General features: G+C 61.8%; 15 protein-coding genes. 1 reads left to right on the top strand and 14 read right to left on the bottom strand.

Features of this window, described 5'->3' with window-relative positions:
* The first annotated feature begins 48 nt into the window (after positions 1-48).
* Positions 49-1,008: a LysR family transcriptional regulator gene (locus tag I6F33_RS35755; RefSeq protein WP_225145623.1), complete on the top strand. Its 960-nt coding sequence runs from the start codon at positions 49-51 to the stop codon at positions 1,006-1,008.
* Here the strand turns inward: I6F33_RS35755 and I6F33_RS35750 are convergent.
* The 14 genes from I6F33_RS35750 to I6F33_RS35685 form a co-directional block, all read right to left on the bottom strand.
* Positions 975-1,220 carry a DUF2274 domain-containing protein gene (locus I6F33_RS35750; RefSeq protein ID WP_225145622.1) on the bottom strand — a complete coding sequence of 82 codons (246 nt, stop codon included), beginning with the start codon at positions 1,218-1,220 and terminating at the stop codon, positions 975-977. The genes I6F33_RS35755 and I6F33_RS35750 overlap by 34 nt on opposite strands.
* A 3-nt stretch (positions 1,221-1,223) precedes the next feature.
* Positions 1,224-2,429, bottom strand: coding sequence for a TrbI/VirB10 family protein (locus tag I6F33_RS35745; protein ID WP_225145621.1), 1,206 nt, complete (start codon positions 2,427-2,429; stop codon positions 1,224-1,226).
* Positions 2,426-3,460: a P-type conjugative transfer protein TrbG gene (gene trbG / locus I6F33_RS35740; protein ID WP_225145620.1), complete on the bottom strand. Its 1,035-nt coding sequence runs from the start codon at positions 3,458-3,460 to the stop codon at positions 2,426-2,428. The genes I6F33_RS35745 and trbG overlap by 4 nt, the downstream gene beginning before the upstream one ends.
* Positions 3,457-4,140: a conjugal transfer protein TrbF gene (gene trbF, locus I6F33_RS35735; protein WP_225145619.1), complete on the bottom strand. Its 684-nt coding sequence runs from the start codon at positions 4,138-4,140 to the stop codon at positions 3,457-3,459. The genes trbG and trbF overlap by 4 nt, the downstream gene beginning before the upstream one ends.
* Before the next feature lie 93 nt (positions 4,141-4,233).
* The gene (gene trbL, locus I6F33_RS35730; RefSeq protein ID WP_225145618.1) at positions 4,234-5,460 is read right to left on the bottom strand and encodes a P-type conjugative transfer protein TrbL; all 1,227 of its coding nucleotides are present in this window, start codon (positions 5,458-5,460) and stop codon (positions 4,234-4,236) included.
* Complete coding sequence (trbK-alt, locus tag I6F33_RS35725) at positions 5,457-5,825, bottom strand: putative entry exclusion protein TrbK-alt (protein ID WP_225145617.1); 369 nt, start codon at positions 5,823-5,825, stop codon at positions 5,457-5,459. The genes trbL and trbK-alt overlap by 4 nt, the downstream gene beginning before the upstream one ends.
* Positions 5,825-6,556, bottom strand: a complete 732-nt coding sequence (gene trbJ, locus I6F33_RS35720) for a P-type conjugative transfer protein TrbJ (protein WP_225145616.1) — start codon at positions 6,554-6,556, stop codon at positions 5,825-5,827. The genes trbK-alt and trbJ overlap by 1 nt, the downstream gene beginning before the upstream one ends.
* Positions 6,553-8,994 (bottom strand): conjugal transfer protein TrbE, encoded by a 2,442-nt coding sequence (trbE, locus tag I6F33_RS35715; protein ID WP_225145615.1) that lies wholly within the window; start codon positions 8,992-8,994, stop codon positions 6,553-6,555. The genes trbJ and trbE overlap by 4 nt, the downstream gene beginning before the upstream one ends.
* A 10-nt stretch (positions 8,995-9,004) precedes the next feature.
* Positions 9,005-9,268 (bottom strand): VirB3 family type IV secretion system protein, encoded by a 264-nt coding sequence (locus I6F33_RS35710; protein ID WP_225145614.1) that lies wholly within the window; start codon positions 9,266-9,268, stop codon positions 9,005-9,007.
* A complete protein-coding gene (locus tag I6F33_RS35705) occupies positions 9,268-9,594 on the bottom strand; it encodes a TrbC/VirB2 family protein (RefSeq protein ID WP_225145613.1) in 327 nt (108 codons plus the stop codon). Before I6F33_RS35705 ends, I6F33_RS35710 begins: the two co-directional genes overlap by 1 nt.
* Position 9,595: 1 nt before the next feature.
* Positions 9,596-10,510: a P-type conjugative transfer ATPase TrbB gene (gene trbB / locus I6F33_RS35700; RefSeq protein ID WP_225145646.1), complete on the bottom strand. Its 915-nt coding sequence runs from the start codon at positions 10,508-10,510 to the stop codon at positions 9,596-9,598.
* 200 nt (positions 10,511-10,710) lie between these two features.
* Complete coding sequence (locus I6F33_RS35695) at positions 10,711-11,136, bottom strand: CopG family transcriptional regulator (RefSeq protein WP_225145612.1); 426 nt, start codon at positions 11,134-11,136, stop codon at positions 10,711-10,713.
* A gap of 7 nt (positions 11,137-11,143) precedes the next feature.
* Positions 11,144-13,132, bottom strand: coding sequence for a conjugal transfer protein TraG (locus I6F33_RS35690; RefSeq protein ID WP_225145611.1), 1,989 nt, complete (start codon positions 13,130-13,132; stop codon positions 11,144-11,146).
* 36 nt (positions 13,133-13,168) lie between these two features.
* Complete coding sequence (locus tag I6F33_RS35685) at positions 13,169-14,932, bottom strand: DUF3363 domain-containing protein (RefSeq protein WP_225145610.1); 1,764 nt, start codon at positions 14,930-14,932, stop codon at positions 13,169-13,171.
* Between the last annotated feature and the right edge of the window lie 314 nt (positions 14,933-15,246).

Raw genomic sequence — 15,246 nt, 5'->3', positions numbered from 1 at the left:
CGAAGCGGAGAGTCCCCCGTCTTGTGGTTTGCTATCGAGCTTTGAAAGATGACAGAAACCGGAATCAGGAGCGATCGGCTGAGCGCAACGAGAGCTATTGACCTACAGCAGCTTCGCCTGGCTGTTTTCGCTTGTGACTGCGGTAGCTTTCGGCGGGCCGCAGAAGCGCTCTCGGTCAAGCACAACGTTCTCAGCCGTTCTATCGGTCAACTTGAATATTTGATCGGCGCTTCACTGTTTGAGCGCTCTAGCGGTGGAATCAAGCCTACGCTTGCCGGCCAAGCGGTTCTGCGAATTGCGCGGCTGATCCTTGAGCAGGTAGATATACTCGTTGACACCGGCAGATCCGGTGGTCGCGGTGACACCGGCCATCTTGTCATTGGATTCTACACGTCCATGTCCACTGGCAATCTGCGAGCTACGATAGCTGAGCTCAAAAAGCTACTCCCGCAACTTGAATTGACAACGATGGAACGCTCTCGCTCCCGTCTGATGATCGCACTGCGTAACGGCACCGTCGATGTTGTCATCAGCCCAGGACGTCTGCCTTCAAAGGACACCAGATCACTACTGCTATGGAGCGAGCGTATCCTGATCACCCTGCCCAAGGATCATTGCCTGGCAGCACGCGAGATCATCTACTGGACCGATTTGCGTAACGAGAAGATCCTCCTGAGCGAGTATGACCCAGGACGAGAGCTTGAGGATCTTCTGATCTCGAAGCTTGTACGCCCGGACGACCGCCCCAAGGTGGAGCGCCACGATGTTAGCCGTGGCATCATCAAGAGCCTGACAAGTATGGGTATGGGGCTCAGTCTCGTAATGGAATCGGATATTGGTGCAAGCTTCGCTGGCCTCGTGTACCGGGAGTTGCAGGACGGATCGGGACCAAGCCGGGTCGACTTCCGTGCGCACTGGCGCGACGACAATGAGAATCCGGCTCTGAAGCGTTTCCTTGATATGCTGGCAGAGCGCTATCCCTCAACCCCGCCGGCTCTCGGGGAATGACCGGCTCGCCTTGCCTTTGCAAATCCGCGGTCCGTGGCCATGAAGCGGGCCAGCATGGGCGCGATCAGCTTTGCCGGATCGATCCGCTGCCCGCTTTCGCGGGCCATGGCCTCTGCATAGGCAACAAGATCTCGATGCACTGATGCCGGAAGTTCAGTGATGACCTTGACCGGCTTGTCGTCGGGCAGCGCTCCTATTCTAAGCTTTGGCATCTCCTACCCTCCGTAAGGCGTAAGTATGAGGTCACGATTGACGAGAACGCGGATCGGGAAGCCGGGTCGCACGGTCAGAGTGGGTTGGATGTTGAGGCTGCGCCGAACTACCTGCTGCCCGGTCTGGTTCAGTGAATCCGAGGCCCCGTGTCGCAATGCTTGGATAATTGCGCTCTCGTTGCTGTTGGTGTCCGAACCAGCCCCCAGTTCGGTCCCAACTGCCAGAAACGTCGATAACGCGGCGGCCTTGAACAGCTCACCCCAGTGATTGTCGACCTGATCTTCGAGACCTGCATACCCGGCAGCGTCACTGCCAGGCTGCCGCTCGAGAACGATAGAACGTCCATTTGGCATGATGAGCCGGGTCCAGACGAGCAGCACACGGGACTGGCCGAAAGTGACCTGGCTATCGTAGACCCCGATCAGACGCGCTCCCTGGGGCACCAACAGGAACCGACCGGTGGGCGTGTCGTATACGTTTTCGGTCACCTGCGCGGTGATCTGGCCCGGCAGGTCCGATCGTATGCCGGTGATCAGGGCTCCCGGGATGACCGTCCCGGCCTGCACGATATAGGGCGAAGCCGGCCTAGTGACACGATCAGGGCTGACCGTGCGACGGTCCGCCGAGGCGTTTACGAAGGCAAGCTTGCGGTCCTGACCGTTCTGCGCAAATCCGTCCTCATTGGCACTCATCGGGCTTGGTGATGCGATGCGATCGCCCCCTGCGGCCGCGGGCTCGCGCACTTCTCTCCCATTGGTCGAAGCGAACAGATGGCTGATGCGAGCTGCTTCGGTCTCTTGATCCCGGCGCTGTCGTTCCGGATCAGCGCCGATCGTCGGCGACTGGCCTTGGGCTGCAAGGATCGGCCGACCGAGGTCCCCCGGAAGCGGCGGACCAAGCTGCGGGATTGGCTGGCGCGGAACGCCAGCATAGTCCTTCGGCAGCGTCGTAATGCCGTCGGCAACATTATGGTAGTTAGTGCTGTAAAGCTCATTGGCTGCCTGATCTCGAGGGCGATTCTTCTGCAGCGACCACAGCACGGCTCCGCCCATGACAAGCAGGGCGACCGCGCTCACTCCCGCCAATACTTTCCGCGACAAGCGCGTCACGCGCGGATGCTCCGCTCTCAAGCGAAAGCTTTTGGACTGATCCTCTTGTGTTTCAGGCGGAGCCGCTTGCTGCTGACCGTTTCCACTCTGCGTGTTCATGACGACGGCCTCCCGTCGGTCCTGACAATCCTGACCTTCTGCTGGCGCTCACCGCCAAGCCGAAGTTCGGCGGCAGCAAACAGCCGATCGACGATCAGCACGTTGCCGTAGGCGCGATAGTTGACGAGTTCGGTCTTGCCGTCTGGACCAATGACGAAGAGCGGAGGCATCTCGCCTTGCACGATCCCCGCTGGGAATTCGATGTAGACCTTACGGCTATCGTCATATGCGGCTAGCGGGCGCCATGGAGGATTATCCCCTTCGATGGCGTAGCGGGAGATACGCTGGGCCGGATCCGGAAGAACGGGCTTCAGAGCGACCGAACGCGATCGTTCCCGTACAGTTTCTGGATAGTACCAGGCAACGGAGGGCATGTATGGCCGCTCCCGGGAGCGGAGTTCAATCAGGTAGGTGCGCCGATCGGTATTGACGATGAGGTTGGTCTCGATCGATGCGCGGGTTGGCTTGACCAGAATATGGACCCGTCGTGTGTCGCCGCTCCCGCTTTCGGTATCGCCCACGACCCAGCGTACGGTATCTCCGGCCGCGATCGGCCCTGTTCCCGTCAACTGTTCTCCCTCCTCGAGCGCGATATCCGTGATCTGCCCCGGTGCAGCGTAAATCTGATAGAGCGCCCCGGGACTGTACGCGTAGATTTGCGCCGCGTTGAAATACCCCCGCTTGCGTGGTTCGACCCGGGCCGCGCTGTTTGCCGTCTCAACCCGGCTCACGGGTTCAGGTTCTTCCTTCCCTCCCGGCTTGCCACCGAGGGCCGGCTTCCAGAGAGGCGGAACGTGAAGCGGTCGCGATCGGTCGTCGAGAGCCACTGGCTTCGCTGGCAGCGGAGGAACTTCAGCGTCATAGCTGATCTCCGGCGGAATGTAGGTCGCGCACCCACCGAGCACAGAGGAGCTAAGCAGAAGAGCGGATAAAAATGCACGTTTCGAACTCACGAACTCGGGACAAGCCGAATTGAATCTGCTTTGCTGGAAGGAACGCTTCGAATAAATGTGAGACGGCGTCTTGATCACTGACCCAACTCCTTTGACCAGCTGATAGCGTGGACGTAGACACCAAGTGGATTCTTGCGCAGGCGTTCGGCATCGCGGGGCGTTTCGATCACGATCGAGAGAATTGCAGTCCAGCGCTCAGTCGAGCTCAACGAACCGTTGTCGTAGGTGCGCTGCGTCCACGCGACGCGGAAGCTCTCCGAAGAGGCGCGAATGACGCTCGATACGTCGACGGAGATCTGGACCTTGCCCAACTTGGCAAAGGGATCGTTGTTGCGTGCGTAGTCATTGAGCGCAGCGGCGCCGCGATCGGTTGTAAAATCATAGGCCCGGAGCCAGTTTTGGCGCAGAACAATGCCGTCGGCCGGCAGACCTCTGACATCCTCGATAAAGCGCGCCAGATGGTACGCGATCTGGGCATCTGTCGGTTGATAGTCGATGTTGGCCGGCGCAACCCTTTGCGCTTGGCCGAGATGATCGACTTCGACCACCCAGGGTGTGATCGAGCCTTGGCTGGATTGCCAGACAAGGCTGCCAGCGAGACCGGCCGACAACATCAAACAGCCGAGCGCCATTAGGCGCCAGTTCTTGGCTTGCACGCGCGCTGATCCAATGCGTTCGTCCCAAACTTGCGCTGCCTTTTGATAAGGCGTAATCGGCTCGGGCATGCGCCCGTAGTGAACTGATGGTCGTTTGAACATCGATGGTCGCCCCTGATATCGAGTGATCGGTTTCAAGTCTTGCGAAGGTGGGATTTGAGGCGCTGGTGTGCGGCGGAGATGCAGAGGTGCATCTCACCGTTCTCCTTCGGACAAATCGACGGAGGAGCCGCTGCCACCATGATCGCCCGAACGGACGGCGTGGCCAGCGGCCGAGGCACCATGCCGAATGGTCTCGGCACGCTTCATGCGGCGAGCCCAATCAGGCTGCCCTTCGGCCGCGGGGCTCGCGCCCTGATCGCCCGCTTGGCTACGTCCGAAGGCAGTACCTGCTCGACGCAATGGACTCGTCGCAGCCGAGGCGCCAGCCTCCGCGACGCCGGCAAGGCCGCCCCTTCGATAGGCGGCTGTTGCCCCGGTTATGACAGCGCCGCCACCGCGCGCCGCGCCTGCAACCGCACCGCCAGCGAGACCGGCACCGCCAGCGGCAAGTCCCGCGCCAGCCGCAACAATGCCGCCGGCAGCAAGGCCTGTTCCGACCGCGGCGCCGGCGCCGAGTTGAGGTCCGCCCGACACCAGGCCGTTTGCGATACCCGGACCGAAGATGCCGAGGCCCAGCAAGGAAAGCGCCGCGAGCACCAAGGTCATCGCATCTTCGATGGTTGGCTGAGCGCCACCGAAACCAGAGGTGAACTGCGAGAACAGAGTCGAGCCGATGCCGACGATGACGGCCAGGACCAGGACCTTGATTCCGGAAGATATGACGTTGCCGAGAACCCGCTCTGCAGCGAATGCGGTCTTGCCAAACAAGCCAAAGGGAATGAGCACAAAGCCCGCCAGGGTGGTCAGCTTGAACTCGATCAGAGTGACGAAGAGCTGGATCGCCAGAATGAAGAAGGCGAGCAGCACCACGACCCACGCGAACAGAAGAACGACGATCTGGACGAAATTCTCGAAAAAGCTGATGTAGCCCATCAGGTTTGAGATCGAGTCGAGCAACGGCCGGCCGGCATCAAGCCCGACTTGAGCAATCTTTCCAGGTCTCAGGAAATCCGATGCAGATAGGCTTGCGCCCGATGCTTTCAGTCCAAGACCGGCGAAGCTCTCGAAGACGATGCGCGCCAGGCTGTTCCAGTCACCGATGAGGTAGGCAAAGACCCCTACGAAGAGCGTTTTCTTGACGAGGCGCGCGATGATGTCCTCGTCCGTTCCCCAACTCCAGAACAACGCTGCGAGCGTAATGTCGATCGCAGCAAGGGTCGTTGCGAGGTATCCGACCTCGCTCCCCAGCAATCCGAATCCGTTATCGATATAACGCGTGAACGTTTCAAGGAACTGGTCAATGATCCCCGTACCAGTCATGGCTTTCTCGCCTCAGGGGTCGCCAGGTCCGGATATCCCTGCGGGATCCGGCTTTGATCCTTTGGAGCTAGCGCCACGCCAGCGGCGGAATCGTCGCGGCCTGGAACTGCGGCACCGTCTTTCTTGCCGAAGAAGCGACGGCGGTTTTCGGCCCAAACTTGCTTGCAACGCTCATAACCCTCTGCGTGCTCCGCAGTGACGCTGCGGCACCGCGCGAGGTCTGAGCTGTTTGCGTCTGTCGTCTGCTCCGCTTTCGGCGGCGGAGGACCGTCTCCGCCTCGAAGCTGAATCGTGCAGGCCGTGACGACCAACACGCCAATTGTCGTAAGCAGCGACAACGCCTTGAATGCCCGGATGTCGGTCATCAGTGGAACATCTGCACGTTGGATGATTGATAGCCCCGCCCTGGCGTGAGAAACCGCCGGAGCTGTTCGCGGCCCTGGTCCTGGGCCGCCGCGCGCTGCGCCGCTTCAAGGCTCTGCGCCCTGCCCTGTGCCGTCACGACAGCCGTCAAGTCCGCCAGCTGCTGCGCGTTCAATGCCAGAATCTGATTGCCGGCCTGTGTCGCCTGCAAGGCACCGACAGCGCCTTGGCTTGAGCTAACGAGCGCGGAGGTCTGGACGCGGTTGGTGTCGAGGTTGCCAACGATGCCGGCCTGGACACGAAGCGCATCTTGCGTTGCGGCATACGAATTCTGCCAACGCGATTGAGCATTGGCGATCAGCAATTGATCCGACTGGCCGCTGGTAGCTGGCGCGTAGCTCGTCGAGAAGGCATGATCGATCTGCTGGACGTCGTAGGCAATGCGCTGGGCTTGGGCCAACAATTGCTGAGTCCGCCGGATCGAAGATTGCAGTTGCTGTAGCGACGAGTACGGCAGGTTTGCCAGGCTCTTCGCCTGATTGATCAACATCTGCGCCTCGTTCTGCAACGAGGTGATCTGATTGTTGATCTGCTGGAGCTCCCGCGCCGCGGTCAGGACGTTCTGAACGTAGTTGTTGGGATCGAAGACGATCCACTGCGCGCGCGTCGGCGCGGTGATGCCAAGCATGAGGGCGATGGTGCCGGCCGCTGCCGATAGGCCAAGACGCCTCATAGCGATTTCTCCAGGTTGACGAGATTGGGGATCAGATCGAGGGCCCAGGCGACGTCACGGTGCTGGAGCCAAGCCGGGACAAAGCCGTCAGGTCCATGTTCGGCATAGAGTTGCGTGATGACAGCCTGGTCGGTCTTGGAAGAAGCTGCCGTAAAGGCGAGCGCGACTTCACCAAGCCCAAGTTCGAACATGCGGTTGCCCCGGCGCGACTGGCAGTAGTAGTCGCGTTTTGGCGTTGCCCGGCTCAGAAGTTCGATTTGGCGATCGTTGAGTCCGAAGCGGCGATAGATCGCGGTGATCTGTGGCTCGATCGCCCGCTCGTTCGGCAGCAACAAGCGTGTTGGGCAGCTTTCGATGATCGCGGGTGCGATCGCGGACCCGTCGATATCCGACAACGACTGGGTAGCGAAGACGACGGACGCATTCTTCTTGCGAAGCGTCTTCAGCCATTCCCGGATCTGGCCGGCAAAATCTTCGTCATCGAGGGCAAGCCAACCTTCATCGACAATAAGTAGTGTAGGCCGACCGTCGAGACGGTCTCCGATCCGATGGAAGAGGTACGCCAGCACGGCCGGGGCAGCGCTCGTTCCGATCAACCCTTCAGTCTCAAACGCCTGAACCGAAGCTTCGCCGAGGCGCTCGAATTCGGCATCAAGCAACCGGCCTGAGGGTCCGCCCAGGCAGTAGGGTTGCAAGGCGCGTTTCAGAGAGTTCAATTGGAGTAGGACTGAAAGCCCGGTCAGGGTGCGCTCCTCCCTCGGCGCCGAAGCGAGTGACGTCAGCGCCGACCACAGGTGATCCTTGACCTCCGGAGTGATCTCGACCTTTTCCCGCGCCAGGATCGCGCTGATCCATTCCGTGGCCCATCCGCGCTCGGCGGAATCGTCGATCCAGGCCAAAGGTTGCAGCGCGACAGGGTTCTCGTCCCCGTCCGACAATCCACCGCCAAGATCATGCCAGTCGCCGCCCATGGCAATCGCGGCCGCCCGGATCGAACCGCCAAAATCGAACGCAAATACCTGGGAGTCCGGGTAACGCCTGAACTGTAGCGCCATCAGCGCAAGCAGGACTGACTTGCCAGCACCCGTCGGTCCCACCACGAGGGTATGGCCGACATCACCGACGTGGAGCGAAAACCGGAACGGCGTTGATCCCTCGCTCTTGCCGAACAGGAGCGGCGGCGCATTGAAGTGCAGATCCCTCGCTTCTCCCGCCCACACGGCCGACATCGGAATCATATGGGCGAGGTTCAGGGTCGAAACTGGCGGCTGCCGCACATTGGCATAGACGTGCCCCGGCAGGCTGCCGAGCCAGGCTTCGACGGCGTTCACCGTCTCGATCATGCAGGTGAAATCGCGCCCCTGAATGACCTTCTCGACCAGGCGCAGCTTTTCGTCGGCAGCATTGGGATCGCGGTCCCAGACGGTGATGGTCGCCGTGACAAAGGCTTGTCCGATCTGGTCCGACCCTAATTCCTGCAACGCCGCGTCGGCATCAAGCGCCTTGTTGTGGGCGTCGGCATCGAGCAGCGTCGACGCCTCGTTGGTCATGACCTCCTTAAGGATGGCGCCAATCGACTTCCGTTTAGCAAACCACTGCCGCCGAATCTTGGTCAGCAGCTTGGTGGCATCGGTCTTGTCGAGCATGATCGCGCGGGTCGACCAGCGATACGAGAATGCCAAGCGATTCAGGTCGTCCAGAATGCCCGGCGTCGTCGCTCCCGGAAAGCCGACGATCGTCAGGACCCTCAAGTTGGCTGAACCCAACATCGGCTCGAGCCCGCCGGTAAGCGGCTGATCGGCCAACAACGCATCGATGTACATGGGAATTTCGGGTACTCGAACGCGATGACGCTTGGTCGAGATCGTCGAGTGCAGGTAGGTCAGCGTGTCCTGATCATCGAGCCAGGCGCATTCCGGCATGAACCCTTCAACGAGTTGAAGCACGCGGTTGGTTTGATCGATAAATCCGCGGAGAACCTCGCGCGCGTCTGCTCCAACGGTGCGATCCCGGCCCTCGTAGAGAAGTCGTTCTGCCTTAGCCGCTCCTTCCTCCGGCGGCAGATAGAGCAAGGTCAGGAAATAGCTGGACTCATAGTGAGCGCCGGCCTCTTCGAACTGGGCCCTGCGTTCAGCATCGACCAGCGCCGATGCCACATCCGGAAAGGTGCTCGGAGGATAGCTACCGGAAAAATGCCGCTGCGCTTCAACGAACACGGCCCAGCCGGATCCCAGGCGACGCAAGGCGTTATTCAAGCGGCCGGCGACGGCGACAAGTTCAGCCGGCACTGCGCTGTCGAGGTCAGGCCCCCGGAACTTCGCCGTCCGCTGGAACGAGCCGTCCTTGTTCAGGATGATTCCCTCGTCGACCAGGGCTGCCCAGGGCAGGAAGTCGGCGAGCCGCGCGTTGGAATGGCGATATTCGGCAAGGTTCATCATGACCGAGAGCTCAGGTGTTGAGATGTCCGGGAATGCGCAGATGTCGGCGCACCACATCGACAAAAGCGGGGTCGCGCTTGGCGGCCCAGACGGCGGCCATGTGGCCGATGAACCAGAGGACCAGACCCGCGATCCAGAGCCGCAGCCCTAGACCCAGGGCTGCCGCAAGCGTGCCGTTGACGATCGCTACCGATCGCGGCGCGCCACCCATCAGGATGGGCTCGGTGAGTGCGCGATGAACAGGCACAACAAAGCCTGTGACAGATTCATCCATCAGATCACCACGCCACCGCCGAAAGAAAAGAACGACAGGAAGAAGCTTGAGGCGGCAAACGCGATCGACAGACCGAACACGATCTGGATCAGTCTGCGGAAACCGCCGGAGGAATCCCCGAATGCGAGCGTGAGCCCGGTCACGATGATGATGATGACGGCGATGATCTTCGCGACCGGCCCCTCGACCGATTGCAAGATCTGATTGAGTGGTTGCTCCCACGGCATGTTCGAGCCGGCCGCCCATGCTGGCGCTGTCGTCAGAACCACCGGGCTGGCGATCGCCAGCAGAGCAGCTTCTCGAAGAATACGAAATCGTGGACCCATGTCAGTCTCCTGCTGGTGAAAGGCTGTAGTCGCCGGCGGACCCGAGCCCCGTCACGAGAGCGAGTTCTGCGAGGCGACGGTCAGCGCCGCGACCTGCGAGCACGGCGATGAGGTTGATGGTCTCCGCTATCAGGGCGCGCGGCACCGTGATGACCGCTTCCTGGATCAGTTGCTCGAGACGCCGCAGCGCGCCGAGCGCACTGCCCGCATGAATGGTGCCGATGCCGCCGGGGTGGCCGGTGCCCCACGCTTTGAGAAGGTCGAGAGCTTCGGCTCCGCGGACCTCGCCGATTGGGATGCGGTCAGGACGCAGTCGGAGTGACGACCGAACGAGATCAGACAAGGTGGCTACGCCCTCCTTGGTCCTTAGCGCCACGAGATTGGACGCCTTGCACTGGAGTTCGCGCGTATCTTCAATCAGGACGACGCGGTCAGCGGTCTTCGCTACCTCTGCCAGAAGCGCGTTGGTCAAGGTGGTCTTGCCGGTCGATGTGCCACCGGCCACCAAGATATTCTTGCGATCGGCGACCGCACTCCTCAGGGCCTCGGCTTGCCCGCAGGTCATGGTGCCGGCGGTGACGTAATCGTGCAGCGTGAAGACAGCGACCGCGGGCTTGCGGATGGCGAAGGCGGGGGCAGCAACGACCGGGGGCAACAGGCCCTCGAAGCGCTCGCCGGTTCCGGGAAGTTCGGCCGACACGCGCGGTGAGCTGGCGTGCACCTCCGCGCCTACATGATGCGCCACCAGACGAACGATGCGCTCGCCGTCCGCCGCAGACAGGGTTTCGCCAGTGTCAACCAAGCCACTCGACAGCCGGTCTATCCAAAGCCGCCCATCGGGATTGAGCATGACCTCGACGATAGCGTCGTCTTCCAGGTAGCCTGCGATAGCCGCCCCAAGTGCGCTCCGCAGCATTCGCGCACCGCGCGAATTCGCTTCTGATTGAATGGAATGGATTGCCACCGCCGCCCCCACCGAATGAGGACGTCTGGAGCGTCCTCAGATGGGTTGATTAGAAAAAGCACCAATGGATTTGGCGCAACAAGCGCTTAGGGTAAGCGTAGATTGGCGTGGAAAAAGAAAGATCAGCAAAATCCCTCACCCACGTGGCTCAATCAGGTTTGACTGTCCGTCTCCTGACGAACGATATCCTCTGGAAGCTCTCGCAGAAAGCTCTGCCCCTTCTGCACCCGGCGTCCGAGCGCTTCGACAAATCCTTCGAAACGCTCCCGACCCTTCAGTTGTGCCGCCGCCTGGGCTTCGTTGGGTAAGGGTGGCGTGATCGTCAGCCAGAAACGGATGAAGAGGGCAAGGGTCTCAGCCGTCACACCAACGTCGCGCTCAAGCCTTTGGATCTGACGCGACAGCCGGTCCAGGCGACGGGCAAAGGCGGCTTCCCGCCTGTCCTCTCCGTCCGGTGACAGAAACGAAGCAACAGCGGCTTCCACGATCGCAGACCGGGAAAGCTTTTTGCGATCCGCCAGATCCGTGATCTGCCTCAGCATTTCTGGCGGGAAGTACACGTTCATCCGGTCGCGCATATCTGCCTCACAGGTCCATACCGTCATTCGGGTCCATGGCGACCTGACGGGCGACACCGCGCATCTGTTGGCGAATGAGCCGGGACTGGCGGACCGCATCCTCGTCATCGTCAAGAACGGCCGCAAATTCCTCTGCCGGCGTCGGTTCGGTCGTCTCCTTGGCGATCGCAACGTGATCGGGAAGTTCGGGCTCACGACGCAGCCCGCTGTTCGCCGTGTCTTCCTCGGTGTCAGCAGCTTTGTCAGTTGGACCCGCCGTTGGCTTCAATGGTCCGAGCCCTGACCAACCGTCCGTTCGCGATGATCGGCCGGCGCTCGCCGGATCTGGCGGCGGCAGAACCCGCTCGGTGAACCGCCTATCCTCGTAGTAGCGGACCTTCTTGGCCCGGATCGGCGGCGTGCCCGCCACCATGACGATCTCATCCATCGGAGGAAGCTGCATGACTTCGCCCGAGGTCAGTAATGGCCTCGCCGTCTCCTGCCGCGAGACCATCAGGTGCCCCAGCCACGGGTTCAACCTGTGACCGGCATAGTTCTTCATCGCCCGCATCTCGGTCGCCGTGCCCAACGCGTCGGAAACCCGCTTAGCGGTCCGCTCGTCGTTGGTCGCGAAGCTGACGCGGACGTGGCAATTGTCCAGAATGGCGTTGTTGGGCCCGTAGGCCTTTTCGATCTGATTGAGCGACTGAGCGATCAGGAAACTCTTGATGCCGTATCCCGCCATGAAGGCGAGCGCGGACTCGAAGAAATCAAGCCGCCCAAGTGCGGGGAACTCGTCGAGCATCATCAGAACGCGATGCCGGCGGTCGCGGGCGTGCAGATCCTCGGTCAGGCGGCGACCAATCTGGTTCAGCACCAGGCGGATCAACGGCTTGGTCCGTGAGATATCCGACGGTGGCACGACGAGGTACAGCGTCGTAGGACGGCCATCTGCGATCAGATCGGCGATCCGCCAGTCGCAGCGGCAGGTCAGCTGGGCCACCACGGGATCCCGATAAAGTCCGAGGAACGACATCGCCGTGGATAGGACGCCGGAGCGTTCGTTCTCCGACTTGTTGAGCAGTTCTCTCGCGGTCGAAGCGACCACGGGATGGGCGCCCTGCTCGCCAAGATGCGCGGTTGTCATCATCGCCTTCAGCGTCGCCTCGATGGGCCGCTTCGGGTCGGACAGAAAGCCCGCCACGCCGGCCAAGGTCTTGTCCGCCTCGGCATAGAGGACATGGAGAATGGCGCCGACCAGGAGCGAATGACTGGTCTTCTCCCAATGGTTCCGCTTGTCGAGGGAGCCTTCGGGGTCGACCAGGACGTCGGCCACGTTCTGGACGTCGCGAACCTCCCACTCCCCGCGCCGCACCTCGAGAAGCGGATTGTAAGCCGAGGATTTCGGGTTGGTGGGGTCGAACAACAGGACGCGGCCATGCCGCGAACGGAAGCCCGCGGTCAGCTGCCAGTTCTCACCCTTGATGTCGTGCACGATGGCCGAGCCTGGCCATGCCAACAACGAGGGAACGACGAGACCGACACCCTTGCCGGACCGGGTGGGAGCAAAACACAACACGTGCTCCGGCCCATCATGGCGGAGGTAGTCGCGATCGAGCTTGCCTAGCACTACACCGTCCGGACCAAGAAGTCCGGCCGCTCGAGCCTCTTGCGCGTTAGCCCAGCGCGCCGACCCATAGGTCTCGACATTCTTGGCTTCACGTGCCCGCCACACCGACATCCCGATCGCCACCGCGATCGAAACGAAGGTCCCCGACGCCGCGATGAAGGCCCCCTCCACAAAGACCTGAGGCGCATAGGCATCGTAGACGAACCACCACCAGAAAAAGACCGGCGGATAATAGATCTTGAAGCCCAACAGTTCGAACCAGGGTCGCCCAAGCTCCGGTTGATAGGCGAGCCGCCACGCCGTCCACTCGGTTGCTCCCCAGATGGCCAGCAAGACGATTAGGCCGACAACGATCACCTGCCCCCAGAGTATCTTGGTTCCGGACATTCCGAGCGTCCTTCCGCAACTGAATTGGTGAGATAGCTAGAGGCCAAGGTCGCGCTTCCGGCCAAAGCCCCATTCGATGCCACCGCCGTCCTTCACGACGCCGGCCACGTGCTGGCCAAGCCTCTTTTCGAGCTCACGCGACCAGGGCACGAGCTGGAAGCCGAGGCCATTATCGATCATGGCGAAACGTCCCGAGGCGAGCGTCAGCCGCTCGCGATACGTGCCGGCCACATGCTCCCCGGAGGCGACATTCACGCGAGGCAGGCCGGTGCCGGCCGAGACCCTTGCTGCCACCTCGTCCAGTTCGCGTCTGCGCAACGTGTCCAGGAGATCGCGCTGCAGGATGATGCGTTGGCCCTGCCGTCGCGCCAGGCCCTCCCGGAACAGATGCTCGGTACGGGCTTCCATCGCGTCGCGGGTCTCGCGGCCGAAGCCGCCCATGGCGAGCGGCATGGCGTCGCGTTCGACAAGCCTGTGGTCGAGCCAGGTGGCTCCTTTTGCAGTGACCTGCCCACCGAGATCGAGATCGGAACGGGTCGCCAGCACCAGGGTCGGTCGCGGATCGCCGGCTTGACCCAAGCGTCGGACCTCGACGATGCCGCCGATCGGCGGTGCATGTTCGAAAGCCTCGAGCCCTCGAAAGCGCACATGGTGCGCCCGTCCGTCTGTTCCGTCGATCAGAGCGTAGGCCTCGCCGGTCAGTTCGTCATGCAGTCCACGGTCGACCAGTCGTCCGACAAGCTGGGATGTCGGCTGGCCGCCCTCGATGACGAAATCGGCAACGCCGCGGGCTTGTCCACGCTCGGCAAAGGCGCGGTGCATTGTCTTGATGATGCCGCCGCGCATACCGAGGTCGCGCAAGCTACGCTCGGCCTCGAGCCCGACCATCCATTCCCCTGGCGCGGCGGGTGCGGCAAGGCCCATCTTCTCCAAGTGTTGAAGGCGACCAACCATCAGGCGCCGGATCTCGGGATCGGACTTACCGGGATTCTCCGGGCGAAGATCGATCGAGCCAGTCTCATCTGCCGCCAACCGAATCTCCCGGTCGAGCCGCGTCCATCGTTCCGCCGTAACTTCCTTCTCCAGCGAATTGCGGATCTCGTGCTCCGGTTTTGGACCCAGTTCGATGGCGACCAGTTCCTCGGCGCGTGAGCGCAGGCCCTGGCTGATGTAGTCGCGGGAGATCACGAGATCCGCCCCTTCCTCATCGACTCCCCGAACGAGAAGATGGACGTGAGGGTTGTCGGTATTCCAATGATCGACAGCCACCCAATCGATCCGCGTACCAAGGTCGATTTCCATCTGCCTGGCGAGATCGCGGGTGAAGGCCTTCAAGTCGGTCATATCGCCGGCATCCTCTGGCGACACGATGAACCTAAAATGATGCCGGTCATCCTGGCACCGTTCTGCGAAAGCCGCGCTGTCGGCACGGTCGCCGCGGGCATCGAACATCTCAGCCCGCTCACCATTCCGGGCCACGCCATCGCGCTTCAGATATGAGAGGTGGGCGGTCATCGGCGCTGAACGGAACGCTCGTCCCTTGTGACGAACAACGCGCGCCTTCACCATGACACGCCGCGTCGGGCTGAACAATCTAGCGCGGCCAAAGGCGAGCCGGCCGCGGCCAAACGTCGAGCGCCCATAGGCCGCAGCACGCCTGCCAGCTGCGCCCTGCCCCGAGGTGTGTCCTGCCTTCTTCGCCGCCCGCAGCACCTGGTTGAAAAAGCTCTTCGGCTTAGGCGCTCGGGTACTGCGGATGCGCCCAGGCCGAATGCGCAGGTCGCTGTCGCCCACGCTCACGGAAGGGCCTCCCAGGCACCAAAAGCACGCACGGTGCCGAAAACGCCTTTGATTGCATTAAACAAAATGCAAGGCGCGGCACGCGCCCCGACCGACCGGCACGCCGGAACCCAAGCCATGTCAATGGCTTGCGGTTCGACCGGCGAGCCCCTTTTATCTCGCCGTCCTGCCGTCGTCGTCTCCCGGTCGTCGGTTCCCGAAAGAGCCACCGCGACTTGGCAGCCAACTCGCGAAGCCTCCACTGCTTCCGAGTGCTTGCGATAGCGATCGTTACCCGAAGGGCCGAGACACCCGAAGGGTGGCTCGGTGAGGAG

The sequence above is a fragment of the Bradyrhizobium sp. BRP20 genome, from assembly GCF_020194215.1.
GTDB classification, from domain to species: domain Bacteria; phylum Pseudomonadota; class Alphaproteobacteria; order Rhizobiales; family Xanthobacteraceae; genus Bradyrhizobium; species Bradyrhizobium yuanmingense.
This window is presented reverse-complemented; position numbering and strand designations above follow the sequence as displayed.

What these genes read in the sequence shown, in the direction of transcription:
- I6F33_RS35710 (WP_225145614.1), bottom strand. Translation starts at nt 9,268, where the DNA reads ATGGATGAATCTGTCACAGGCTTTGTTGTGCCTGTTCATCGCGCACTC.
- trbK-alt (WP_225145617.1), bottom strand. Translation starts at nt 5,825, where the DNA reads ATGACCGACATCCGGGCATTCAAGGCGTTGTCGCTGCTTACGACAATT.
- I6F33_RS35745 (WP_225145621.1), bottom strand. Translation starts at nt 2,429, where the DNA reads ATGAACACGCAGAGTGGAAACGGTCAGCAGCAAGCGGCTCCGCCTGAA.
- trbL (WP_225145618.1), bottom strand. Translation starts at nt 5,460, where the DNA reads ATGACTGGTACGGGGATCATTGACCAGTTCCTTGAAACGTTCACGCGT.
- trbB (WP_225145646.1), bottom strand. Translation starts at nt 10,510, where the DNA reads ATGCTGCGGAGCGCACTTGGGGCGGCTATCGCAGGCTACCTGGAAGAC.
- trbF (WP_225145619.1), bottom strand. Translation starts at nt 4,140, where the DNA reads ATGTTCAAACGACCATCAGTTCACTACGGGCGCATGCCCGAGCCGATT.
- trbJ (WP_225145616.1), bottom strand. Translation starts at nt 6,556, where the DNA reads ATGAGGCGTCTTGGCCTATCGGCAGCGGCCGGCACCATCGCCCTCATG.
- I6F33_RS35695 (WP_225145612.1), bottom strand. Translation starts at nt 11,136, where the DNA reads ATGCGCGACCGGATGAACGTGTACTTCCCGCCAGAAATGCTGAGGCAG.
- I6F33_RS35705 (WP_225145613.1), bottom strand. Translation starts at nt 9,594, where the DNA reads ATGGGTCCACGATTTCGTATTCTTCGAGAAGCTGCTCTGCTGGCGATC.
- I6F33_RS35750 (WP_225145622.1), bottom strand. Translation starts at nt 1,220, where the DNA reads ATGCCAAAGCTTAGAATAGGAGCGCTGCCCGACGACAAGCCGGTCAAG.
- I6F33_RS35690 (WP_225145611.1), bottom strand. Translation starts at nt 13,132, where the DNA reads ATGTCCGGAACCAAGATACTCTGGGGGCAGGTGATCGTTGTCGGCCTA.
- trbE (WP_225145615.1), bottom strand. Translation starts at nt 8,994, where the DNA reads ATGATGAACCTTGCCGAATATCGCCATTCCAACGCGCGGCTCGCCGAC.
- I6F33_RS35755 (WP_225145623.1), top strand. Translation starts at nt 49, where the DNA reads ATGACAGAAACCGGAATCAGGAGCGATCGGCTGAGCGCAACGAGAGCT.